The organism is Synechococcus sp. HK05, from assembly GCF_019104765.1.
Lineage (GTDB): Bacteria > Cyanobacteriota > Cyanobacteriia > PCC-6307 > Cyanobiaceae > Vulcanococcus.
In genome coordinates this window covers 1-21,318 of the sequence record NZ_JAHRXJ010000003.1, presented here as the reverse complement: position 1 = coordinate 21,318, position 21,318 = coordinate 1, and the positions used below count along the sequence as shown (strand labels likewise).

Genomic DNA, 21,318 nt, shown 5'->3' with positions numbered 1-21,318 from the left:
CCTAGGCGATTACATCTGTGCTCACCATGGCACGCAGGATCAGCCCCAGGCTCACCAGGCCGCTCACCAGCGCACCCACCAGCGCCACCGCCGTGACCGGATTGCTGCGGCGCTTCGCCAGGGGCTCGAGCACGGAGTTGGCCACGCCCAGCCCGAACGCGATCAAATAGCGCGGATAACGCGTGACGTTGAGGAAGAAATCCCGCATCGGGGGCTCGGGCGCTGGCCGTTGAGTGCTGGCTACTCTGCCGCGAAAAGGGTCCGATGCTGGAGCTTCATCAGTTCCGCCACTCCGCCTTCTGCGAGAAGGTGCGCCTGGTGTTGGCGGCGAAGGGCCTCCTCTACAGCGTGCTGGAGGTCACTCCCGGGGTTGGGCAGGTGGAGCTCTATCGCCTCTCGGGGCAGCGTCAGGTGCCGGTGCTGGTCGACGGCTCCGAGGTGATCGCTGATTCCACCGCCATCGCGCAGTACCTGGAGCGCCACACAGCATCACCGGCCCTGCTGCCGGCCGATCCTGCCCTGCGGGCCCAGGTGCTGATCCTTGAAGACTGGGCCGATACAGCCCTGGCGGCCGGTGCCCGGTTGGCGCTGGTGCAGGCGGCTGCCGCCGATCCGGTGTTGCGCGGCGGCTTGCTGCCGGATGCCACGCCGGCGCCGCTGCGCACCCTGGTGGGGGCCCTGCCCTCCGGCGTGCTCAGTGGCCTTGGCCAGGTGATCGATCACGGCGGCCTGGAGCAGTTGCGCGCCAACCTCGAGCAGCTCTGCGCCCTGGTGCAGCAGCAGCCTTATCTGGTGGGTGATCAGCTCAGCCTGGCGGATCTGGCGGTGGTGGCCCAGCTCTCGCTCTTGAGCTTCCCTGCCAGTGCCGGTGCCCCCCTGGCGGGCCGTGGCGTGGCGGGCCTGGCCGACGATCCTCTGCTCGCGCCGCTCTGGCAGTGGCGCGATGCCATCGGCACTCAGGTGGGTCGCTCCTGATCCAGGCGCTCCAGCACCAGCACGCCTCGCCAGCTGTGCCGGGCCTCGGCCGCCAGCCCCTCCGCGGGTGAGCCGTAGCTGGCTTGCCACTGCTCGGCTTCGATGCGATCCGGTGCCACCAACTGGTAGCGGCTGAGGGTTTCCACGCGGCTCACCCGTGGATCGCCCGGGCCATGCATCACCTGCAGGGCCAGTTCATCCGCCAGGAAGCACTCCCCGCTGAGCAGCCCACTGCGTCGGCCCACCACCGTGGATTCCAGTTGCTGATCGCCGGCCAGCAGGGCCAGCTGCCGGTTGGGGTTGAGCGGATCGTTGCGCACCTGCAGCAGCTGCGCCCCCAGCAGCGCCTGGCCGATGGCCGCGGCGTTGAAGGCGCGATCCCCCACCACCTGGCCCTGCGGGTCGGCGCTGAAGCGCACTTCGTAGTGCAGATCAGGTTCTCGGCCGCTGGGGTCGTGGTTGGTGGCCTGCCAGTGGCCGTTAAACCAGGCCGGGTAGATCAGATCCTGCTGACCCGGCCGCGGCAGTGGCGCCGGCAGGCTCCAGTTCGGCCAGCTGGCCAGCCGCTGCTGCAGCGGTTCGGCGCTGGCGCCCGCTGCGGCCAGTGCCTGTGGTGCCGGCATCAGCAGCATCGCTGCCACCAGCAGGCTGCGCAACAGGGCGATCCCCATGGTTGATCAGGCGTGGCAGGCTGCGCTGATCCTGGCGCCACGCACCAGCCCCATGTCTGATCCGCTGATCCGGGAACTGGATCACTACGTGGTGCTGGAGCCGGGCTTGCCCCAGAAGCTGCTCAGCGCGGCTGACACGCTGGCTTGGCTGGCCCAGCAGCTCACGCGCCTGGAGCCGCTGCCCCCCGATCTGCGTGATCTGCCCGACGCGGAGGCCAGGGCCCAGCGCCTGCTGGAAACCGCCTGTGAACTGGAGCTTGAGCCGGGCGTGGTGGTGCAGTGGTTTGCCATCCGCCTGGAGCCCCCTGGCGCTTAGTTGATCGAGCGGCCCACCTCGCCTGCTTCATTGATCACCTGCAGGCGGTGCTGTGGTGCTGCCGTGCGCTCCTTCAGCACGCTGGGCAGGGCTTCGAGGATCTGCACGGCCACCTGATCCGCCGCGCGCCCGTCTTGAACGATGTGCAGATCGGCCTGGGCATAGAGGGGCCGGCGCTCCGCCAACAGGGCCGTCAGGCGCGCCGCTGGATCATCGGCTTGGAGCAGGGGGCGTGGGGTGGGATCGCTGCTCAGCCGCTCCAGCAGCAGAGCCTCCGGTGCATCCAGCCAGATCACCACGCCCTGGTGGAGCTGGCCCCAGTTGTCCGGGCGGGTCACCACGCCGCCGCCGGTGGCCACCACCAGCGAATGCCAACTGGCGATCTGGTTGAGCACAGCCGCTTCCAGCGCACGAAAGCCCGCTTCGCCCTCACTGGCAAACACCTCCGGGATGCTGCGGCCGGCCACCTGCTCGATGCTGCTGTCGGCGTCGAGGAAGCGGTAGCCCAGCAGCTCCGCCAGGTGCCGCCCGGCGGTGCTCTTGCCGCTGCCCATCATCCCCACCAAATAGAGGTTGAGCCCCTCCAGGCGCTGGCGAAGCTCAGCGTGTGGGTTGGCCATCGGTGCTCAGGCAGCGCTGCGGTTCACATTCCTAGGATGCGCCCTTGCTTCTTGCAGCTATGACTCCGCCCCCCGTGGCGGCGCCTCCGGCGAGCCCGGTGCCCGCCGTTCCTGCAACAGCTCGGCCCGAACCCCACCCGCATGGTGCTGGGCGCCCGTGTGTGATCACACGCCGCGCCTGTTTCAGCGCCAGCCATCGCTACTGGCTGCCCGAGCTCAGCGACGCTGACAACCAGGCCCGTTTCGGTGCCTGCAGCCAGGCGCCCGGCCACGGCCACAACTACGAGTTGATCGTGGCGATGGGCGGGCCGCTCGATGCCGATGGCATGGTGCTCAACCTCTCGGATGTGAAGCACGCCATCCGCGAGCAAGTCACCGCCCAGCTCGATTTCCGCTTCCTCAACGAGGCCTGGCCGGAATTCGACCTGCAGCAGCCCAGCGGGATCCTGCCCACCACCGAAGCCCTCACCCTGGCGATCTGGCGTCGCCTGCAGCCCCACCTGCCGCTGATGGGGCTGCGCCTTTACGAAACCGACAAGCTCTGGGCCGATGTGCTCGGCGATTCCATGGAAGCGTTCCTCACCATCAAGACCCACTTCGCGGCGGCCCACCGCCTGGCGCGGCCCGAGCTGAGCCCGGAGGAGAACGACGCCATCTACGGCAAGTGCGCCCGGCCCCATGGCCACGGCCACAACTACATACTCGAAGTGAGCGTGCGCGGCGCCATTGATCCCCGCACCGGCATGGTTTGCGACCTCGCAGCCCTGCAGGGCCTGGTGGATGAGCTGGTGGTGGAACCCTTCGACCACACCTTCCTCAACAAGGACGTGGCTCACTTCGGCACCACCGTGCCCACGGCCGAGAACATCGCTCTGCACATCGCCGATCTGCTCAGCGCTCCGATCGCTGGCCTTGGCGCGAGCCTGCACAAGGTGCGCCTGCAGGAAAGCCCCAACAACGCCGCCGAGGTATACGCCGAGGTGCCGGCCCTCGGCATGCAGCCCCAGGCCCTTGAGGCCCTTGCCTCGGCCTGAACTGCGCCTGGTGTTGGCGGTCAGCCTGGATGGCCGCCTGGCACCACCCGTCGGTGGCGCCGCCCAGATCGGTGGCCGCGGCGACCGTGTGGTGTTGGAGGAAGCCCTGGCCTGGGCTGATGCCTGTCTGATCGGTGGCCGCACCCTGCGCTTGCACGGTTGCACCTGTTTGCTTCACACCCCGCCGCTGCTGGAGCAGCGCCGCCGGCAGGGTCGCCCGGAGCAGCCGGCGGCGGTGGTGGTGAGCCGCCTTGGCCGTTTTGATCCAGCGCTGCGCTTTTTCCAGCAGCCGCTGCAGCGTTGGCTGCTCATGCCCGCAGCCACCTCCGCTCCTGCTGGCTTTCACGCTGCATTGCCGCTGCCGAGCTGGCCCGAAGCCCTGGCGGCCCTGGCGGATCAAGGGCTGGAGCGTTTGGTGCTGTTGGGGGGTGCTGATCTGGCGGGCGCGCTGCTCCAGGAGCAGTTGGTGGATGAGCTGCAGCTCACCGTCTGCCCGCTGCTACTGGGTGGTCCCCACAGCTGGTTGCCCGCTGGGGTGGCTCTCGAGCCGGCGCGCTGGCAGCTGCAGGAGCAACGCTTGCTCGAGGGCGAGGAACTGCTGCTGCGCTACCGCCGCCTTAGGGATTGAGGGCCGGGGCCGCTGCATCTTTGAAGCGCCGGGCGAGGTCGCGGATGGGCACCTCCATGAAGCTGTCGGCCGGGAGGCCCAGCAGGCGCCCGGCGCAGCGCTTCACCACCACCTCGCTGTCGTCGCCGAAGCGCCCAGCGAGCAGCTCGGTCATCACCCCAAAGCTGCGGCCGCTGCGCTCGGTTTCTTCGATCAGGCAGCGGCTGGTGGGGCCGGCCAGGGCCCGGCAGGGGGGTGCCATCCGCGCCTCCAGGTTCCGGTCGCCACCGCTAGCCCATTGCTGACAGGCCGAGGTGATCCGCACTTCGAGCTGGGGCCGCATCAGGTTGAGCAGGGGCCCCAACAGTCCGGCTTGCGCGGCCGGTGTGGTGCCGCTGATCAGGCCCAAGCCCATCAACGCCGCCGATAGCCGTGCAGCGCCTAGCTTGGCGAGCCCATTGCGCCGTGCCGCCCAGGGTTGATGGCAGAGCTCACCGCCCGCTGGCATCGCTCCCTGGCGGAGATCCCCGAGGCGCAATGGCATGCCCTGGTTTCGGCGGAAGCCCTCCCCTTTTACTCCTGGTCGTGGCTGGTGGGGCTGGAGAGCAGTGGAAGTGTGGTGCCGCGTCAGGGCTGGCAGCCCTGCCATCTTGGGATCTGGGAGGGTGAGCGCCTGTTGGCGGTGGCCCCGCTCTATCTCAAGGGCCATAGCTACGGCGAATTTGTCTTTGATCAGTCGTTTGCGCAGCTGGCGGCGCAGCTGGGCCAGCGCTACTACCCCAAGCTGCTCGGCATGAGCCCGGTGAGCCCGGTGGTGGGCTATCGCTTTTTCACGGCCCCTGGCGAAGACGCCGCCGCCCTCACCCCGTTGATGCTCGAGCTGATCGATGTGTTCTGCCGCGAGCACCAGATCTTCAGCTGCAATTTCCTCTATGTGGATCCGGCCTGGCAGCCCTTGGCCGAGGCAGCGGGCTGTGCCACCTGGCTGAATCAGCAGAGCCTGTGGAGCAACCAGGGCTACGCCGATTTCGAGGCCTACCTCAGCAGTTTCAACGCCAACCAGCGCCGCAACATCAAACGCGAACGCAAGGCGGTTCAGGCTGCTGGCTTGCAGGTCACTCCCATGGTGGGAGAGGCGATCACCCCCGCGCTGCTGAGCCGCATGCATGGCTTTTATGAGCAGCACTGCGCCCGCTGGGGCCCTTGGGGTAGCAAGTACCTCACGGAAGCCTTCTTCGATCACGCCGCCGCGGCGCTGCGTCAGCACCTGGTGCTGTTCAGTGCCCATCGCGGTGATCCGGAGCAGCCGGTGGCGATGTCGCTGTGTGTGCACAGCCAGCAGCAGCTCTGGGGCCGCTACTGGGGCAGTGATGAGGAGATCGACAACCTCCATTTCGAGGTGTGTTACTACGCACCGATCGAATGGGCGATCAGCCGCGGCATCCAGCAGTTCGACCCCGGCGCCGGCGGCAGCCACAAACGCCGCCGCGGTTTTCTGGCCCGCCCCCATGCCTCCTTGCATCGCTGGTATCACCCGCGTTTTGAGGCGATCGTGCGGCGCTGGCTGCCGGAGGCCAATGCTGAGCAGCTCGACGAGATCGAGGCGATCAATGCCGAGCTCCCCTTCAAGGCCCGGGCTGCAGATCTGCTGGGCACGGCTGCGTAACATCCGCCCATGACGAGCTTTTCAGTGGAGCAGCGCCGCAGCCTCGATGAGCGTCTCTCGCAGCGTTTCATCGCCCTGGATCCGGCCGGCTATTTCCTGATCAAGCTCGATCCGCAAGCCGGTGAGTTGATCGCCGAGCACTACGGCAATGGCATCGATGAACGGGGCCTCGCCACCGACCCCGACACCGGCGAGGTGATCAGCTGCCGCGGCGCAGGCCCGCGCGAACCGTTGAAGGTGTACCGCGGCCGCTCCGCCAAGGAACTGGGCATGGCCCTCACCGAGGGCGCTGGTCCCCATCCGATCAGCTGCCTCGATCACGCCCTCTATTTGGGCCGGGAGCTTCAGAAAGCCGAGCGTTGCCTGGAGGAGGGCAGCCCCTACACCCAGGATTAGAGCCTGATTAAACCGGCTGCAGTTCGCGGGCGGGTGAAGCGGGTGTTGAGGGAGGCTCTGGCGGCAAGCAGGCCAGCTGCTCCTGAATTTCTCGGGTCACAACTGCCCGGTATTCCTGGAAATGCTCGTTGTGGGCGAGCGTCACCACGTACTGCTCGAAGCTGGCGGGGTTGCGGCGTGCCACCCGTGCCAGAGAGCGCCAGAAGCGGAAGCGTGTGTTGCGCTTGAAGCCTTGCCGCCAGAGCACCGTGGCCAAGGCTTTCACGTCGCTCATCGGTGGGAGCACCGGTTTGTCGGAGTTTTCCGGCTTAAAGAAGGCCTTCCAGCGGGGCGCACCCACCTTGTTGGCGTAGTAGTGCGTCACCCGATCGATGTAGGCGTTGGGCTCATACAGCCGGCAGAAGGCGTCCACGTATTCGTTGGCGATATCGCGGATCGGCCGGGTGGGCACGAAGTTGAGCAGGTTGGTTTGGTTCACGCCCTTGGCGTCAGCCTTCTCCTGAATCAGCCGACCTTCCTTCTCCAGGCGATGCCAGAGGCCGGTGTTGGGCAGTGCCTGCAGCATGCCCATCATCGCGGCGGGAATGCCGGTTTGGCTCACGAAGCGCACGATGCGATCGCCCGCACCGGTCTTTTCGCCATCGAAGCCGATGATGAAGCCGGCCATCACGCGGATGCCGTAGCTGGTGATCCGGTCTACGGATTCCTCGAGGGAGCTACGGGTGTTTTGGTGCTTGCCCGCCACCGAGAGGCTCGCTTCATCCGGTGTTTCGATCCCAAGGAACACCGCTTCAAAGCGGGCTTCAGCCATCATCCGCATCATCTCCTCATCTGAGGCGAGATCAACTGATGCTTCCGTGGTGAAGCTGAAGGGATAGCCCCGTTCGATCTGCCACTCCTTGATGGCCGGTAACAGCAGCTTGGCGTTGCGTTTGTTGCCGATGAAGTTGTCGTCCACCAGGAAGATGGCGCGGCGCCAACCCAGGTCGTAGAGATACTGCAGCTCAGCCACCAGCTGCTCGGGCGTTTTGGTGCGTGGCTTGCGCCCGTAGAGCACGATGATGTCGCAGAACTCGCACTGAAACGGGCAGCCCCGGGAGAACTGCACGCTCATCGAGTCGTAGGCATCGAGCTCGAGCAGATCGAAGCGGGGGATCGGCGTGCCGGTCACATCCGGTTTGTCGCCATTGGCGGAGAAGCGTCCGCCGGACTCGCCACGCTCGATTGCTTCGATGAACATCGGCAGGGTGATTTCACCCTCATCGAGCACCTTGAAATCGGCCAGTTCCAGCTCGGGCGCATCCGGGGTGGAGCTCGCAAACGGGCCGCCCACGGCCACAGGGAGGCCCCGCTCCTTGGCCCGGGCGATCTGCACGGCCATGTCGGCCTTCTGCACGATCATTCCGGAGATCACCACCAGCTGGGCCCAGTCCCACTCGGCTTCGGTGACTTCACGCACATTGCGATCCACCAGCTTCATCTCCCAGTGCTGCGGCAGCAGCGCGGCCACCGTCACCATCCCCAGGGGCGGGAGGAGCACCTTGCGGTTCACCAGCTCCAGGATCTTCTCGTAGCTCCAGAAGGTCTTGGGGAACTCCGGGTAGATCAGCAGTGTGCGCATGCCGCGATTCAGCGATCCGATGGATCAGAGCTACGGCGTGCCCGAACGGGCTTCACCGAAGGTGGTTAGCCACAACCCTAGGCGGGGCGCCAGGTAGCAGTGGGGTTCTGCTGTAATGGCTGTGACTTTCCCAACACATCCAGCGATGGGTCCTGTGATTTATCTCGCCCTGGTGGGCGGCGGCCTGGTGGCTGCAGCGGCGATTTCTTTCGTGCTGCGCGGCGTCAAGCTGATCTGAGCGGCGTCAGGCCAGGCGGGTGCGCCCCTGACGCAGCAGCTCCACAACGCCTAGCGCTGCACCGAGGCTTCCCAGCAGGGCAAAGCAGCTCCATAGCCCTCCGGGAAGCCACACGGTGAGGCCGGCAGCGATCAGCCCGCTGAGGCCTCCGCCCCCCAAAAACGCAATCTGTCCCAGGCCGGCCATGCGCCCGCGAATCACCTGGGGAGCGTGCACCTGGATGATCAAGTTGGTGCCCGCCAGAAGGGAAGCGGTACCGGCGCCGATCAGAAAGGCCATGGCGAGGTCCCATTGCTGCGGAGCCGGCAGGCCCAGACCCAGCTGACCGAGGGCGGTGATCACCGTGCTGCCGCCGAGGAGGAGGCCTGGGCGCCGGCTCAGGGCCTGGGCATTGCGTTGCAGCACCACGCCGGCGCTAATGCTGCCGCAGGCGATCACGCTGGTGAACAACCCCAGGGCCACCGGGCTGGGGCCGAGCAGCTTGAGGGCCATCAGCGGGGCCAGGCCGGGATGGAAGAAGCCCACCAAACAAGCCAGGCCGCAAAACACCAACACATGGCGCAGGGCGGGGCCGCAGTCGCGCCAGGCGGTGGCCAGGCTGGCCTCACTGCCGCGTTGACTGCGCCGTTCCCGGTCGCGGTACGGCGCCATGAGCCAGAGCAAGGTGGCGATCGGCAACAGGTAGGTGGCCGCGTCGAGGCTGAGGGCCAGGGTGGGGCCGGTGGCGGCCAGCAGCAGGCCGCCGATCGGCGGACCCACCAGCTTGCCCACGTTGAAGATCACCGAAAAACTGGCCAGATAGGGCCCCAGCTGCTCCGGCTCATCCACAAGCAACGCCACGTATTTGTTGCGTGCGGTGAGCTCATAGGTGCTGGCCACCCCCACCCCCAGCGTGCTCAGCAGCAGCAGCGCATCCTGCTGGCCGCCGCTGCTGATCGGAATCGCAATAGCTCCCAGCACTGCAGCGAGCAGCAGCGCCCACTGGGCCCGGATCAACACCCGCTCGCTGCCCAGCCGATCGGTGAGCACGCCGGCTGGCCCGCTCACCAGCAGCGTGGGCAGGGTGAGCAGCGCGAAATTCGCAGCCAGCAGGAACGGATTGCCCGATCCCTCCATCAGCAGCCAGCCTTTGGCGGTGAGCCCGGCAAAGGAGCCGGCGGTGCTCAATCCCGATGCCAACAGAAATGTGGTGCGCTGGTGGCGGGTGAGCTGCCGGCGGATCCGTCCGGCCTGTGCGATCAGGCTCAAGCCTCTGCCTGCAGGGCGGCGAGCGCATCGCTCACCATCGCCCGGGCTCCCACCACCTCACCGATCAGGTCGTAGGTGTCAGCAGCGGTGATGCGCACCGGCACCATCGTGCCCGGTGCGGCGCAGAGACCGCCTTCTCCCGGCAGCACCCGTACCTCGCCGTCCACCTCCGGGGCAAAGCGGGCGCAGCGGCCGATCATCTCGCCGCTGCTGGGGTTCTCTTGTTCGATCAGCACATCCACGATCCGGCCCACCCAGGCCGCGTTGCGCTCGGCGGCGATCGGTTGTTGCAGCGCCATCAGGCGGTCTTTGCGCTCGGCTGCCACCTCGGCGGGCACCTGGTTCGGCAGATCAGCGGCGGGGGTGCCTTCTTCTGGCGAGAAGGTGAACACGCCCACGTGATCAAAGCGCTGCTCGGCCACGAAATCGAGCAGATGCTGGAAGTGCTCCTCGGTTTCCCCGGGGAAGCCCACGATGAAGGTGGTGCGCAGCACCGCATCGGGCAGCTGCTCACGGATGCGGCGCAACACGCCACCGGTCACATCCGCCTGCCAGGGGCGGTTCATCGCCCGCAGCACCTCCGGATGGCTGTGTTGCAGCGGCAGATCGAGGTAGGGCAGCACGTTTGGCACGTCGCGGTAGGCCTCGAGCACCGCTTCGGTGAGACCGGTGGGATAGGCGTAATGCACGCGGATCCAGGGGATCTCCACTTCGCCCAGGGCCCGCAGCAGCTCCGCCAGCTGCGGTTTGCCGGCTAGGTCGAGGCCGTAGTTGGTGGTGATCTGGCTGATCAGCACCAGTTCCTTCACCCCCTGGGCTGCCAGCTGCTGGGCTTCAGCCACGATGCTCTCGATCGTGCGGGAGCGTTGATCGCCGCGCAGGTGCGGAATGATGCAGAAGGCGCAGCGGTAGTCGCAGCCTTCGGCCACCTTCAAATAAGCCACCGCTTCGCTGGTGGTGCGGTAGCGGGGCAGGTGCTCATCCGCCACGAAGGTGGGATTGGCGCTCACCTGCTTCACCCGCTCGCCGGCTTCCACCCGCTCCAGCACACTCACGATGTGCTGGTAGTCGCCGGTTCCCACGATTGCTTTGGCCTCAGGAAGGCTTTCGAGCAATTCGTCTTGAAAGTGCTGGGCCAGGCAGCCGGCAATGATCAGCTCCTTGCCCTGTTCGGCCAGCTCCACCAGGGTGCGCACCGATTCCTCGCGGGCGTCTTGGATGAAGCTGCAGGTGTTCACCACCACCACGTTGGCGTCGGTTTCATCAGCGCTCACGCCGTAGCCGGCCTGGGCCAGCAAACCGAGCATGTGCTCGGTGTCCACCCGGTTTTTTTCGCAGCCCAGATGGGCGAAAGCCACGGTGGGTTTGCTGGATGGGGCCGCCGTGGATGCCGCGGTGCTTTGGCTCATCGGATTGAAGGTAGGGGCCGCGCGCTGGCCAATCCCCAACCCTACCGATCAGCTTCACCTCATGCCGATTGTGCCTGCCACAATCAGCCCAGCAGTGAGTTCTCCTGAGTGACCTCCTCTCGCCTCAGCGAGCGCCTAGCCGGCCAGCGGCGCCGCGGCGACTCCGGCAGCAAATGGATCCGGGTGGTGATGGCCGTGCTGGCCACCATCGGTGTGATCGATACCGGCTCGATCACCTTGAAAGCGTGGGGCGTGCTGCCGTCGCTGAGCTGCAGCAGCAAGGGCTTTTTCGGCTGCAACGGCTGCGAGAAGGTGCTCTCCAGTGATTGGGGAAGCCTGTTTGGCCAGCCCCTGTCACTGTTTGGCTTTTTGGCCTACGCCGCCATGTTGCTGATGGCCGTGGTGCCGCTGGTGCTGCAGGGAGAGGCCCGGCAGAGGCTGGCGCAACCGAGCTGGTGGGGGATGGCCCTGCTCGGTACCGGGATGACGGTGTTCAGCGCTGTGCTGATCGGGGTGATGGCCTTTGCCATCCGCGATTGCTGCCCCTTCTGCATCCTCTCGGCGGCCCTCAGCACCGGTTTGCTGGTGCTCAGCCTGTTTGGGGGCGACTGGGAGGATCGCGGCCAGCTGCTGTTCCGTGGCTTGATCACCGCCCTGGTGGTGGGGGTGATCGGGCTGGGCTGGGCGGCCTCCGTGGGGCAGCCTGCGCTGGAGACCGGCAAGGGTGTGGCCCCGCCTGTGCGCGCCGAGAGCACGGCTGCCACCATCGCCCTGGCCGAGCAGCTCACGGCCAAGGGGGCCAAGATGTATACCGCCTACTGGTGCCCTCACTGCCACGACCAGAAGGAACTGTTCGGCCGGGAAGCCACTGAAAAGCTCACGGTGATCGAGTGTGCCCCCGATGGCCGCAACAGCCAGAAGGAGCTGTGTGAGGCCAAGAAGATTGAGGGTTACCCCACCTGGGAAATCAACGGTTCCCTCGATTCCGGTGTGAAGCCGCTGCTCAAGTTGGCTGAACTGATCGGCTACAAGGGCCCTGCGCTCAACTGAGCGGGGCCACGGCCTCGGTGTGAATCGGCTGATGGCGTTGCTGCAGCGTGTGTCTTTGCCAGAACGGCTGGGCTGATGGGGCATCCACCCGAAAATGCCCCCCCCGGCTCTCCTGTCGAAACAGGGCCGCCTCCAGGAGGAGTTGGGTCACCACCAGCCGTTGCTGCAGGTCGTGCGCACGGCTGATCCAGGCGCTGGCTGTGGTGCCTAGCGCGCAGGTTCGGGTCTGCGGTAACGCCGCCGAAGCCCGGAGCCAAGGGTCGCCTTGGATCGGTTCGCGCAGGGCCGGGATCCGACGCAAGCCCTCCCGCAGTGCATGGCCCTGTCGTTCCACGCCCGCCACCTGCCAGCAGAGCTGGCGCAGCTCGCCGAGGCTGCGCTCCACTTGCCGGAATTGCTCGCCGGTGGGCACCGGTAGGCCGCTGAGGGGTTGCTCTGTGGCGGGTTGTGGAGCACGCGCTGGCGCACAGTCGAGCTGCCGCAGCTGACGGGCAAACACCAGGCACTCCATCAGGGAATTGCTGGCCAGGCGATTGGCCCCATGCACGCCGGTGCTGGCGGCCTCCCCCACGGCGTAGAGCCCCTCCACGGTGGTGGCAGCGGTTGCGTTGGTGCGCACGCCGCCCATCCAGTAGTGGGCCGCCGGTGCGACCGGGATGGGGCTGCTGGTGGGCTCGAGGCCCAGTTCCCGGCATCGCCCGAGGATCGTGGGGAACTGCTGCTCAAGCCGGGCCCGGCCCACCGGACGCAGATCCAGCCATACATGCTCCAGGTGTTGCTCGCGCATGCACTGCACCAGGGCGCGGCTCACCGCATCCCGCGGGGCCAGGTCGCCTTGGGGGAGATGGCTCACCGGACTGGCGCCATGGCCATCGATCAGGCGTGCCCCCTCTCCGCGCACCGCCTCTGAGATCAGGAAGTGGGGCGCCCCCGGCAGCATCAGCGCCGTGGGGTGGAACTGCACAAACTCCAGATCGCGGATTGCCGCTCCGGCCTGCCAGGCCATGGCGATGCCGTCGCCGCTGGCCTGGGATGGGTTGGTGGTGTTCGCGTAGAGGTGGCCGCCGCCGCCGGTGGCCAGCACCACGGCCCCGGCCTGCAGCCAGCGCAGGCTGCCCGCATGCAGCATCTGCAGGCCGCAGCAGCGGCCGGCATCGATCCAGAGCTGCAGGGCCAGGGCCCCCTGCAGGCGCACCAGCCCCGGGCGCTGCAGCACCCGGCGTTCCAGGGCATCCACCAGGGCGCCACCGGTGCGGTCCTGGGCGTGCAGCACGCGCCTGTGGCTGTGGGCTGCCTCCAGGGTTGTGCTCAGTGTGCCGTGATGGCGATCGAAGTCCATCCCCAGTTCCAGCAGCCTCTCCACGCAGGCTGGGGCCTCCCGCACCAGCAGCTCCACCGCGGGTGGATCACACAGGCCGCCTCCGGCGTTCAGGGTGTCGTCGCGATGGCTGGTGAAGCTGTCGTCGGCATTGGTGACGGCCGCGATGCCCCCCTGGGCCCAGCGGCTGGAAGAGCGGGGGGCATGGTCTTTGCTGAGCAGCAGCACCCGCAGCTCCGCCGGCAGCTCCAGGGCCGCCATCAGCCCTGCGGCGCCCCCGCCCACCACGATCACATCCCAGTTGGAGGGCAGCTGAACCACGGAGCCCGAAGCGTGAAGGGCAACAAAAAAAGCCGCCGGGATGGCCCGACGGCTTGAACCGATGAGGGAATTTACAGCTCGACGTTCAACGTCGACGCCATCAGCGGTACTGACCGTCGTTGATGCGGTCGAAACCTTCGTTAAGGGCGATGGAAGCCGGGGTCACCGTGAAGTTGTTCTTGTACTTCTCCACCAGTTCCTTCTGGCGATCGGTGAGATCCAGGTTGAACAGATCGTCAACACTGTTGTAGGGCCCGCCCAGCACGATCTTGCCGGCGAGGGTGGGATACATGCCAGGGAAGGCCTGGAAGCGGCGCACCGAGCAGTTGTTCAGGTCCACCTTGTCGCCGCGCTCGGCGATTTTCTCGTCGGCAACGTTGCTGAGATCGGCGGCCTGGGCTGTGGGTGCCATCACCAGGCCGAAGAGCAGGCTGGCCAGCAGCACGCCACTCATGAGCCACGAAACCAGCCGTTTCATCGAAGTCTCCGTCTGAACGGGAATCACAGGGACTGCCAAGCAGCTTTGCAAAGCTACAGGTGAGATGCCTGCCCGTTGAAGCGCGGCGGACAGGCTTTTGCAGTTCTTCAGATCAGGCCGCTCAGCTGCGGTGCCCAGAGGGCAGCCGCCAGAAACAGACCGTCCACCGCCAGGGTGGTGGCCATCGCTGACGCCGCCAGTCGCCAGGCGGGATCTGGATGCTGCCAAAAGCGCCGGCAGAGGCCCAGCAGTAGGGCACCGGCCAGCAGCGTGACCGCCAGTGGCATGGGCTGCATCACTTCCAGTGCGGCCATCTGCAACTGGAGAGGCGCCTGGTGGGTGGGGGCGAGCAGCACCTCGGTCCAGTGGCGCATCACGCCCGTGATCGCCATCACGCCGTCGGTGCAGGCGGTGCCCAGCAGCGAGGCGAGATAAAAACTGGCCGCCAGGCGCCAGCGGGTCTTCAGCCCGCCCAGAGCCAACGGAAAGGCAAAGGCTTCGATCGGCAGGTGCCAGAGCGGATGCAGCCGGCACCAGCCCCAGAACAAGCAGCCCCCCAGCCAGCTGCCGCTGAACCCCACCAGAAGCGTGCCGGCGCGGCTCACGTTGGGGTTGGTGTGCTCCGCCAGCACCAGGCCAAGCACGAGGAGCGGAGCGGTGAACAGGGCGGCGCTGAAGGGGGCCAACCGCACCCAGGGAGCCTGCAGGAACACGGGCAGGGCTACCAGAAGAGCACCCGCCAGGCTGATTCCAATTCCAACGCTGGCCTGCTCGCGGCTCGAGGCCAGGCGGGCGTTGGGGGGCATCGCGGCCACCGTGAGGTTGGGCGGAACCCCGATCACCGGTGTGTGAAGAAAGTTGTGCAACCTTAAAGGACGCCTCTGGTGTTCCCGTTGCTGGTCAGTGCCGCCTTGGCGCCATAGGGTCGCCGAAGTGCTGCCTCTCTTGCGGTGTTCGCTGCCATGCCCCCGACGGACCCGTTCGGGGTGCTTCAAGCCTGCTGGCGCTTTTTCGTCTTGGGCGTGGTGCAAGGGCTCACGGAATTCCTGCCGATCAGCAGTACCGCCCATCTGAAGGTTGTGCCGGTGCTGCTGGGCTGGGGTGATCCGGGTGTGGCGGTGACCGCGGTGATCCAGCTCGGCAGCATCCTTGCTGTGGTGGGTTTTTTCCGCGACGACCTGCGCCAGGTGCTGGCCGGCGTGAGCCAGGGCTTGCGCCAGCGCCGTTGGGACGATCCCCAAGCCCGGCTCGGCTTGGCGATCGCGTTGGGCACGCTCCCGATCCTGGTGGCGGGCCTGGCGATCAAGCTCTGCGTGCCCAACTTTGACCAGTCGCCCCTGCGCAGCCTCACCTCGATTGCGCTGGTGTCGATCGTGATGGCGCTGTTGCTGGCCTTGGCGGAGCGCGTGGGCCGCCGCCGCCGTGTGCTGGAGCAGGTGGCTGTACGCGATGGCGTGTGGGTGGGCCTGGCGCAGGCCCTGGCCTTGATTCCGGGGGTCTCCCGCTCCGGCAGCACCCTCACGGCAGCGCTGTTGGATGGCTGGCAGCGCGCCGATGCCGCCCGCTTTTCGTTTTTGTTGGGGATTCCGGCGATCACCCTGGCCGGCCTGGTGGAGCTCAAAGACGCCTTCAGCCAGCCCCTCGCTGGTGGGGTGCTGCCTCTGCTGGTGGGCATTGCCACCTCAGCGGTGGTGTCGTGGCTAGCGATTGCCTGGCTGTTGCGCTTTCTGCAGCACCACAGCACCTGGTGGTTTGTGGGCTACCGACTCTTTTTCGGCGTTGGGCTGCTGCTCTGGGTTGGTCGCCTGGCGGGCTGAGCGCTCACACTGGGTGCAGCAAGCACAAACGGGCAGCGCCTGTGTGGAAGGAACCCTCGGCCGGTGTTCCCCTGGTGGATGCGGAGCACATGCGGCTGCCGCAGCCAGCGTTGGTGGATGCGGTGGAGCCGGAATCGATCGGCGACGAGCTGGGCATCCAGCCCGGTGATCGGTTGCTGAGCGTGAATGGCGTTCGCCCCCGTGATCTGATTGATCTGCAGTTTTTGGTCTGCGCCGAAGACCTCACCCTTGAAGTGCAGGACCCAGACGGCACCGTGCACGTGGTGGAGCTGGAGAAGGATGCCGATGAGGGGCTGGGTTTGGCCTTCAGCGAGGCCCTGTTTGATGGCCTCAGGCAGTGCAACAACCATTGCCCGTTCTGCTTCATCGATCAGCAGCCCCCTGGCCATCGCCGCAGCCTCTATCTCAAAGACGACGACTACCGCCTCAGCTTCCTTTACGGCTCCTATCTCACCCTCACCAACCTCACCGCCGCTGACTGGCAGCGCATTGAGGAGCAGCGGCTCTCCCCCCTGTTTGTGTCGGTGCACGCCACCGAACCGGAGCTGCGCTCGAAGTTGTTGGTGAATCCCAGGGCCGCCCTGCTGATGGAGCAGTTGGCCTGGTTCCAGCAACGGGAGTTGCAGATCCATGCCCAGGTGGTGGTGTGCCCTGGGCTCAACGATGGCGATGCCCTGGAGCGCACGCTCACGGACCTAGCGAGCTTCGCCGCCGGTGAGTGGCCGGCGGTGCTGTCAGCTGCGGTGGTGCCCGTGGGCTTAACCCGCTACCGGCCCGAGGGGGATGGGCTGATGCCGGTGGATCGCACTTGCGCCCAGCGGGTGATCGCCCAGGTGGAGCCGCTGCAGCAGCGTTTCCAGGGGGAGCTCGGCAGTCGCTTCGCCTGGCTCTCCGATGAGTGGTATCTGATGGCGGGCTATCCGCTGCCCCCTCGCGACGATTACGAGGATTTGCCGCAGGAAGGCAACGGTGTGGGCAGCATCCGCGCCTTTCTCGAAGCGATGGATGAGGCCACCGCCTCCCTTCCCGCCGCTCTGCCACAGCCGCGGCGGGTGAGCTGGGTGGTGGGCTTGCTGGTGGCGGAAGCGCTGCAACCTGCTGTGGATCGGCTGAATGCGGTGGAGGGGTTGGATGTGTTGTTGCATGGCCTGCCGAGCCCTTACTGGGGGCAGGACCAAGTGGTGACAGGCCTGCTGACAGGGTCCGACCTCCTGGAGGGACTCGCGGGCCGCGATCTGGGTGAGGAACTGCTGCTGCCTGCTGTGATGCTGCGGCAAGGGGAGCCGGTGTTTCTCGACGACCAAACCCTCGAGGCAGTTGCAGCCCAGCTGCCGGTGCCCGTGCAGCTGGTGGGAGGTGCAGATGAGATCGTGGCCGCCTGTCTGGGCATCGCCACCTGAACTGACTAAGCTCGCCGGGACGACTTTTATACGGGCAGAGTTTTTCGGTGACGCGATCCTTCCAGACCTGGCTCGCTGCAGCTGGCTCCGGTCTGCTGGCACTCTCGAGCACCGGCTTTGCGCAAGAGCAGCCAACGGCCAGTGTTCAGGAGCCTCTGCCTCTGGCACCGCAGGTGAAGGGGGCACGCCCCAAGTCGGACGCCAGTGTGCTGGCACCCGCGGCCACCAAGCTCGACCCCAGCCTGCAAAACCTGGCCGCACCCGCCACCCTGGCTCTACCAAACAAGCCTGATCAGGTGCGCATCGCCGAATTGCGACCGCTCTCGCTGAAAGATGTAGAAAATCTGGCTGAAGTTAATAACCCCAACCTCAAGGCAATCGCCAGCCAGGTAGATCAGGCTCAGAGCCAGTTGCGTACACAGATTGCAGCCTGGTACCCCACGGTTGGTATTAGCGCTCAGAATCTGCCGGGCTACACCGGTGGGAATCAGCGCACCATCTCGCCAACGACGAATCAATTCACCGGTGAGACCACAACTCAGAAGAGCTACACCTTTTCAAGCCGCTGGGCCATGGGCGCCCAGCTTTCTGCTGAGTGGGCATTGATTAACCCTCAGCGGGTTCCCCAGATTGCTGCCGCTCGCGATCAGTTTGAACAGTTTAAGAATCAATACCTCATCGGTTTGCGTGAGCTCCGCCTACAAGCTGCGCAATTTTATTTCCTGCTCCAGCTCTCCGACGACAAGGTTCGAATTGGTCAGGAGTCGGTGCGGGCATCGTTAGTAAGCCTTCGTGATGCCCGCGCACGCTTCCAGGCTGGTGTGGCTACAAAACTCGAGGTGTTGGAAGCCGAAACACAGCTTGCTCGCGATCAGCAGCTTCTCACTGACTCCTTGGCCGATCAGTCCATTGCTCGCCGCAGGCTCGCCCGGCTGCTCGACCTTCCCCAGAATGTGAGTCCCACGGCTAAAGAACAGCTAAGACCCCTTGGCGTATGGACCGCTTCTCTTCAGGAGAGCGTGATCGCTGCCTACGCCTTTCGAGAGGAGCTTGATAATGCCCTTCTCGACATCTCTGCGGCCAATAGCCAGGCCAACAGTGCGCTCGGCGCCGTGCAGCCTTTTCTCTCCATCTTCAATAATCTCAGCGGTTTCCGCTTTCAGGGCAATGAACAGGTTTTGGTCGATTTACCTGGCAGTAGTGGCTGGGCTGTCGAAAACGCAGTAGGCTTGCAGGCAACGTGGAATATTTTTGATGGCGGAGCTGCTCGTGCGCAATACCGCCGCGCCAAGCAGCAAGCTCAGGAAAACAGCTTCCGCTTCGCTCAAACGCGCGACGAACTGCGCTTCGAAGTTGAAGAAAGTTTCTATCAACTGCGTCAGGCCAATCGAAACATCCAGACCACCTCTCGTGAAGTTATCTCCTCACGAGAGTCGCTGCGTCTGGCGCGCCTGCGCTTCCAAGCCGGTGTAAGCACCCAGCGCGAAGTGGTGGACAACCAGCGCGACCTCACCCAGGCGGAGGTTCGCTATGCCAATGCCCTGGCTGAGTACAACAACAACCTGGCACTGCTGCGTCGCCGCACTGGCCTCGATCAGGTGGCGGTCTGTCAGCCCCCCAGCCTGGGTGCCACGAAGCAGGTGCTCGACGATCTGGAGAACGTGCCGGTGCCACCCGAGCCGCTGCAGCCGGCCTGTCAGGTTGCGGCTGCCGCTCAGCCTGCCTCTTGACGGTCAAGCCGTCCTAACGTCAGTGGTCAGCTGAAGGCTCACAGCTGTCACTTCCTCTTCCTCGTCTGCTGCGGCTGGGCCTGTTTCAAGGCTGCGTGGGCTGCCTCGCCGTGATTTTTGTGGGGCTACTCAACCGGGTGATGCTCACCGAGTTGGGGTTCCCTGGGTTGCTGGTGGGCGGTGCCCTTGCGTTTGAGCAGCTGGTGGCGCCCTCCCGCATCCTGTTTGGCCAGGTGTCGGATGCGCATCCTCTGGCGGGCCGGCACCGCACGCCCTACATCTGGATCGGTGCAGCGCTGTTTTGCAGCCTGGCGGTGCTCCTGATTCCGCTGATCTTTCGCTTGCATTCAGCCTTGGAGGCTGGTGCGGCCTGGGGCATTGGCCTCGGGGTGGCGGCTCTCTGCGGCCTCACCGCCTGCTACGGGCTTGCGGTGTCGTTGGCGACGACCCCCTATCTGGCCCTTGTGATCGACAGCACCACCGAACAGGAGCGCCCCCGGGCGGTGGGCCTGATCTGGTGTTTGCTCACCGTGGGAATCGTGGTGGGAGCCATCGCCAGCTCGATCTGCCTGAAGGGGCTCGACGGCGTGACCGATCCCGGGCAGCTGGAAGCGGTCCTGTTCACCTTTATGGGCCGGGTTGCTCTGGTGGTGTTCGCCCTCACCCTGGTTGCCACCTGGGGGATTGAAATGCCTGGGCGCCGGCAGCAGCTGAGCCGGGCCGCCGATCGCGACGATGCCATCACCCTGGGCCTCGCTTGGCGGCTGATCACCTCCAGCCGACAGGTGTTGGTGTTTTTCTGCTTCCTGCTGGCCTTCACCCTGGCGGTGTTTCTGCAGGACCCGATCCTGGAGAGCTACGGCGCTGAGGTGTTTGGCCTGCCGATTGCAGCCACAGCCTCCCTCAGTGCGGTGTGGGGGATCGGCACGCTGGTGGGCTTGCTGCTGGCTGGGCTCTGGCTGGTGCCCCGCTTGGGCAAATTTGCCTGTGCTCGCCTGGGTTGTCAGTTGATCCTGGTCTCGTTGCTGCTGCTCACCGTGGTGGGTGTGAGCGCAGAGCCTCAGCTGCTCAAGCTGGTGCTTTTTCTGTTTGGTTTGGCCACGGGGATCGGTACCAATGCCACGCTGGTGTTGATGCTGGATCTCACCCTGCCGGAAGTGGCTGGCACCTTCGTGGGGGTGTGGGGCTTGGCGCAGGCCTATTCCCGCGCGGCCGGCAAGGTGCTCGGGGGCGGTCTGCTTGATTTGGCGCGCTCGTTCAGCCCTTCTGATCAGGCGTTTCCCGCCTATGCCGCGGTGTTTGTTGTGGAGGCGGCCATCGCCGTGTTGGCGCTGGTGCTGCTCAGCCGCGTGAATCTGCGTCAGTTCCGCGACGACACCGGCCGCAGCCTTGATCGCGTTCTTGCCATGGAGCTCGGATGACCGCTTCGCCCATTTGCATGCCCGAGGGGCTCGACGCCCTTGGCCTGTTGCTGGATCGGGTGGCCGAGCGCCAACGCCAGGATTTTGGTCAGCTCGATTCCGAAGCCAAAGCCGACGGCAGCCTGATCACCGCCTGCGACCGTTGGAGTGATGCGGCCCTGGTGGAAGGCTTGGCTCAGCTCTACCCCGGTGAAGGGGTGTTGAGTGAGGAAGGCAGCCAATGCGTACCGACCAGTGCGGCCTACTGGGTGGTGGATCCGCTCGATGGCACCACCAACTTCGCGGCCGGCATTCCCTATTGGGCCATCTCACTGGCGCGCTTTGAAGGTGGCGTGCCGGTGCTGGCTGTGCTCGATGTTCCACCGCTGCGTCAGCGCATCGTGGCGATCCGAGGGGGTGGGGCCTGGCGGAAGCACAACAAGTTGAATCCCCCGGCGGCCCGGAACCAGGTGGCCGGCTGTGCCTCCCTCTGCAGCCGCTCGATCGGCGTGTTGCAGAAGCTGCCCAACCAGCGCTTCCCCGGAAAGATCCGCTTACTGGGGGTGGCCAGTCTCAATCTGGTGAGCGTGGGCATGGGGCAAACCATCTCAGCGCTCGAGGCCACACCCAAGATCTGGGATCTGGCGGCAGCCTGGCTGGTGTTGCAGGAGCTGAACTGCCCGATGCGTTGGCTCGTGCGTGATCCCGCTCAGCTCCAGGCCGGTGAGGATTTATCGCAGGCCAACTTCCCAGTGCTGGCGGCCCGCGATGCCGAAACGCTGGCCACGTTCAAGCCCTGGGCTGACGCGCTGGTGTCGTCCACTTGACAGGCAAGCGGCCACAGGTGTTATGGTTTTGGACTGCGCGGGAGCCGAGAGGCGAACGCCGCAGGAACCGAAAACCCCGAGCAATCGGTGTTGTAGGTTCAACGGGTGGCCGAGAGGCCACGCGGAACTGAAAGCCGAGACACTCGGTGATGTAG

At 65.9% G+C, this 21,318-nt stretch carries 23 protein-coding genes; 13 read left to right on the top strand and 10 right to left on the bottom strand.

Translation table 11 applies throughout. From position 1 onward, the window contains the following. Position 1: 1 nt before the first annotated feature. Entirely contained in the window at positions 2–208 is a 207-nt protein-coding gene (locus tag KUL97_RS03170; RefSeq protein ID WP_010311515.1) for a DUF751 family protein, read from the bottom strand. 56 nt (positions 209–264) lie between these two features. Between KUL97_RS03170 and KUL97_RS03165 the strand changes: the two genes are divergently transcribed. After that, positions 265–975 carry a glutathione S-transferase gene (locus KUL97_RS03165; protein ID WP_217795542.1) on the top strand — a complete coding sequence of 237 codons (711 nt, stop codon included), beginning with the start codon at positions 265–267 and terminating at the stop codon, positions 973–975. Here the strand turns inward: KUL97_RS03165 and KUL97_RS03160 are convergent. Beyond that, the gene (locus KUL97_RS03160; RefSeq protein ID WP_217795541.1) at positions 957–1,646 is read right to left on the bottom strand and encodes a DUF6816 family protein; all 690 of its coding nucleotides are present in this window, start codon (positions 1,644–1,646) and stop codon (positions 957–959) included. The genes KUL97_RS03165 and KUL97_RS03160 overlap by 19 nt on opposite strands. A 52-nt stretch (positions 1,647–1,698) precedes the next feature. Between KUL97_RS03160 and KUL97_RS03155 the strand changes: the two genes are divergently transcribed. Further along, the gene (locus KUL97_RS03155; RefSeq protein WP_217795540.1) at positions 1,699–1,962 is read left to right on the top strand and encodes a chlororespiratory reduction protein 7; all 264 of its coding nucleotides are present in this window, start codon (positions 1,699–1,701) and stop codon (positions 1,960–1,962) included. Here the strand turns inward: KUL97_RS03155 and KUL97_RS03150 are convergent. Continuing rightward, positions 1,959–2,582: a shikimate kinase gene (locus tag KUL97_RS03150; RefSeq protein ID WP_217795539.1), complete on the bottom strand. Its 624-nt coding sequence runs from the start codon at positions 2,580–2,582 to the stop codon at positions 1,959–1,961. The genes KUL97_RS03155 and KUL97_RS03150 overlap by 4 nt on opposite strands. A gap of 161 nt (positions 2,583–2,743) precedes the next feature. On the opposite strand from KUL97_RS03150, the gene KUL97_RS03145 reads away from it, so the two are divergent. Continuing rightward, positions 2,744–3,616 carry a 6-carboxytetrahydropterin synthase gene (locus KUL97_RS03145; RefSeq protein WP_217795563.1) on the top strand — a complete coding sequence of 291 codons (873 nt, stop codon included), beginning with the start codon at positions 2,744–2,746 and terminating at the stop codon, positions 3,614–3,616. Beyond that, positions 3,603–4,244, top strand: coding sequence for a RibD family protein (locus tag KUL97_RS03140; RefSeq protein ID WP_217795538.1), 642 nt, complete (start codon positions 3,603–3,605; stop codon positions 4,242–4,244). The genes KUL97_RS03145 and KUL97_RS03140 overlap by 14 nt, the downstream gene beginning before the upstream one ends. Here KUL97_RS03140 and KUL97_RS03135 read toward each other — a convergent pair. After that, positions 4,234–4,731, bottom strand: coding sequence for a hypothetical protein (locus KUL97_RS03135; RefSeq protein ID WP_217795537.1), 498 nt, complete (start codon positions 4,729–4,731; stop codon positions 4,234–4,236). The two genes, KUL97_RS03140 and KUL97_RS03135, sit on opposite strands and share 11 nt — an antisense overlap. On the opposite strand from KUL97_RS03135, the gene KUL97_RS03130 reads away from it, so the two are divergent. Both KUL97_RS03130 and KUL97_RS03125 read left to right on the top strand, forming a co-directional pair. Further along, positions 4,705–5,889: a GNAT family N-acetyltransferase gene (locus tag KUL97_RS03130; RefSeq protein ID WP_217795536.1), complete on the top strand. Its 1,185-nt coding sequence runs from the start codon at positions 4,705–4,707 to the stop codon at positions 5,887–5,889. The two genes, KUL97_RS03135 and KUL97_RS03130, sit on opposite strands and share 27 nt — an antisense overlap. A 9-nt stretch (positions 5,890–5,898) precedes the next feature. Beyond that, the gene (locus KUL97_RS03125) at positions 5,899–6,285 is read left to right on the top strand and encodes a DUF4346 domain-containing protein (protein WP_217795535.1); all 387 of its coding nucleotides are present in this window, start codon (positions 5,899–5,901) and stop codon (positions 6,283–6,285) included. A gap of 7 nt (positions 6,286–6,292) precedes the next feature. Here KUL97_RS03125 and KUL97_RS03120 read toward each other — a convergent pair whose 3' ends face one another. Further along, positions 6,293–7,906 carry a B12-binding domain-containing radical SAM protein gene (locus KUL97_RS03120; protein WP_217795534.1) on the bottom strand — a complete coding sequence of 538 codons (1,614 nt, stop codon included), beginning with the start codon at positions 7,904–7,906 and terminating at the stop codon, positions 6,293–6,295. A gap of 145 nt (positions 7,907–8,051) precedes the next feature. Between KUL97_RS03120 and KUL97_RS03115 the strand changes: the two genes are divergently transcribed. After that, on the top strand, positions 8,052–8,144 hold the full coding sequence (locus tag KUL97_RS03115) for a hypothetical protein (RefSeq protein WP_010311493.1): 93 nt from the start codon (positions 8,052–8,054) through the stop codon (positions 8,142–8,144). 6 nt (positions 8,145–8,150) lie between these two features. Here the strand turns inward: KUL97_RS03115 and KUL97_RS03110 are convergent, their stop codons facing one another. Both KUL97_RS03110 and rimO read right to left on the bottom strand, forming a co-directional pair. Further along, positions 8,151–9,386 (bottom strand): MFS transporter, encoded by a 1,236-nt coding sequence (locus KUL97_RS03110; protein ID WP_217795562.1) that lies wholly within the window; start codon positions 9,384–9,386, stop codon positions 8,151–8,153. A 2-nt stretch (positions 9,387–9,388) separates the two neighbouring features. After that, positions 9,389–10,801: a 30S ribosomal protein S12 methylthiotransferase RimO gene (gene rimO / locus KUL97_RS03105; protein WP_217795533.1), complete on the bottom strand. Its 1,413-nt coding sequence runs from the start codon at positions 10,799–10,801 to the stop codon at positions 9,389–9,391. Positions 10,802–10,909: 108 nt separating this feature from the next. Here rimO and KUL97_RS03100 point away from each other — a divergent pair, with 108 nt between their 5' ends. Then, positions 10,910–11,851: a vitamin K epoxide reductase family protein gene (locus KUL97_RS03100; protein WP_217795532.1), complete on the top strand. Its 942-nt coding sequence runs from the start codon at positions 10,910–10,912 to the stop codon at positions 11,849–11,851. Here the strand turns inward: KUL97_RS03100 and nadB are convergent. The 3 genes from nadB to KUL97_RS03085 all read right to left on the bottom strand — a co-directional run bounded on the left by nadB (position 11,844) and on the right by KUL97_RS03085 (position 14,810). Further along, positions 11,844–13,490 carry an L-aspartate oxidase gene (nadB, locus tag KUL97_RS03095; RefSeq protein WP_217795531.1) on the bottom strand — a complete coding sequence of 549 codons (1,647 nt, stop codon included), beginning with the start codon at positions 13,488–13,490 and terminating at the stop codon, positions 11,844–11,846. The genes KUL97_RS03100 and nadB overlap by 8 nt on opposite strands. A gap of 100 nt (positions 13,491–13,590) precedes the next feature. After that, the gene (psbU, locus tag KUL97_RS03090; RefSeq protein ID WP_217795530.1) at positions 13,591–13,968 is read right to left on the bottom strand and encodes a photosystem II complex extrinsic protein PsbU; all 378 of its coding nucleotides are present in this window, start codon (positions 13,966–13,968) and stop codon (positions 13,591–13,593) included. A gap of 107 nt (positions 13,969–14,075) precedes the next feature. Next, on the bottom strand, positions 14,076–14,810 hold the full coding sequence (locus KUL97_RS03085) for a DUF3120 domain-containing protein (protein WP_368656075.1): 735 nt from the start codon (positions 14,808–14,810) through the stop codon (positions 14,076–14,078). 120 nt (positions 14,811–14,930) lie between these two features. Here KUL97_RS03085 and KUL97_RS03080 point away from each other — a divergent pair, with 120 nt between their 5' ends. The 5 genes from KUL97_RS03080 to KUL97_RS03060 all read left to right on the top strand — a co-directional run bounded on the left by KUL97_RS03080 (position 14,931) and on the right by KUL97_RS03060 (position 21,163). Next, positions 14,931–15,785 carry an undecaprenyl-diphosphate phosphatase gene (locus tag KUL97_RS03080; protein ID WP_217795528.1) on the top strand — a complete coding sequence of 285 codons (855 nt, stop codon included), beginning with the start codon at positions 14,931–14,933 and terminating at the stop codon, positions 15,783–15,785. A 41-nt stretch (positions 15,786–15,826) separates the two neighbouring features. Continuing rightward, the gene (locus tag KUL97_RS03075; RefSeq protein WP_217795527.1) at positions 15,827–17,206 is read left to right on the top strand and encodes a TIGR03279 family radical SAM protein; all 1,380 of its coding nucleotides are present in this window, start codon (positions 15,827–15,829) and stop codon (positions 17,204–17,206) included. Between the two features lie 47 nt (positions 17,207–17,253). Then, positions 17,254–18,936: a TolC family protein gene (locus KUL97_RS03070; protein ID WP_368656074.1), complete on the top strand. Its 1,683-nt coding sequence runs from the start codon at positions 17,254–17,256 to the stop codon at positions 18,934–18,936. Positions 18,937–19,031: 95 nt separating this feature from the next. Then, a complete protein-coding gene (locus KUL97_RS03065; RefSeq protein ID WP_368656073.1) occupies positions 19,032–20,357 on the top strand; it encodes a BCD family MFS transporter in 1,326 nt (441 codons plus the stop codon). Next, positions 20,354–21,163 carry an inositol monophosphatase family protein gene (locus KUL97_RS03060; RefSeq protein WP_217795526.1) on the top strand — a complete coding sequence of 270 codons (810 nt, stop codon included), beginning with the start codon at positions 20,354–20,356 and terminating at the stop codon, positions 21,161–21,163. Before KUL97_RS03065 ends, KUL97_RS03060 begins: the two co-directional genes overlap by 4 nt. The last annotated feature ends 155 nt before the right edge of the window (positions 21,164–21,318 follow it).

What these genes read in the sequence shown, in the direction of transcription:
- rimO (WP_217795533.1), bottom strand. Translation starts at nt 10,801, where the DNA reads ATGAGCCAAAGCACCGCGGCATCCACGGCGGCCCCATCCAGCAAACCC.
- KUL97_RS03155 (WP_217795540.1), top strand. Translation starts at nt 1,699, where the DNA reads ATGTCTGATCCGCTGATCCGGGAACTGGATCACTACGTGGTGCTGGAG.
- psbU (WP_217795530.1), bottom strand. Translation starts at nt 13,968, where the DNA reads ATGAAACGGCTGGTTTCGTGGCTCATGAGTGGCGTGCTGCTGGCCAGC.
- KUL97_RS03130 (WP_217795536.1), top strand. Translation starts at nt 4,705, where the DNA reads ATGGCAGAGCTCACCGCCCGCTGGCATCGCTCCCTGGCGGAGATCCCC.
- KUL97_RS03120 (WP_217795534.1), bottom strand. Translation starts at nt 7,906, where the DNA reads ATGCGCACACTGCTGATCTACCCGGAGTTCCCCAAGACCTTCTGGAGC.
- KUL97_RS03060 (WP_217795526.1), top strand. Translation starts at nt 20,354, where the DNA reads ATGACCGCTTCGCCCATTTGCATGCCCGAGGGGCTCGACGCCCTTGGC.
- KUL97_RS03115 (WP_010311493.1), top strand. Translation starts at nt 8,052, where the DNA reads ATGGGTCCTGTGATTTATCTCGCCCTGGTGGGCGGCGGCCTGGTGGCT.
- KUL97_RS03170 (WP_010311515.1), bottom strand. Translation starts at nt 208, where the DNA reads ATGCGGGATTTCTTCCTCAACGTCACGCGTTATCCGCGCTATTTGATC.
- KUL97_RS03150 (WP_217795539.1), bottom strand. Translation starts at nt 2,582, where the DNA reads ATGGCCAACCCACACGCTGAGCTTCGCCAGCGCCTGGAGGGGCTCAAC.
- KUL97_RS03125 (WP_217795535.1), top strand. Translation starts at nt 5,899, where the DNA reads ATGACGAGCTTTTCAGTGGAGCAGCGCCGCAGCCTCGATGAGCGTCTC.
- KUL97_RS03080 (WP_217795528.1), top strand. Translation starts at nt 14,931, where the DNA reads ATGCCCCCGACGGACCCGTTCGGGGTGCTTCAAGCCTGCTGGCGCTTT.
- KUL97_RS03135 (WP_217795537.1), bottom strand. Translation starts at nt 4,731, where the DNA reads ATGCCAGCGGGCGGTGAGCTCTGCCATCAACCCTGGGCGGCACGGCGC.
- KUL97_RS03165 (WP_217795542.1), top strand. Translation starts at nt 265, where the DNA reads ATGCTGGAGCTTCATCAGTTCCGCCACTCCGCCTTCTGCGAGAAGGTG.
- KUL97_RS03160 (WP_217795541.1), bottom strand. Translation starts at nt 1,646, where the DNA reads ATGGGGATCGCCCTGTTGCGCAGCCTGCTGGTGGCAGCGATGCTGCTG.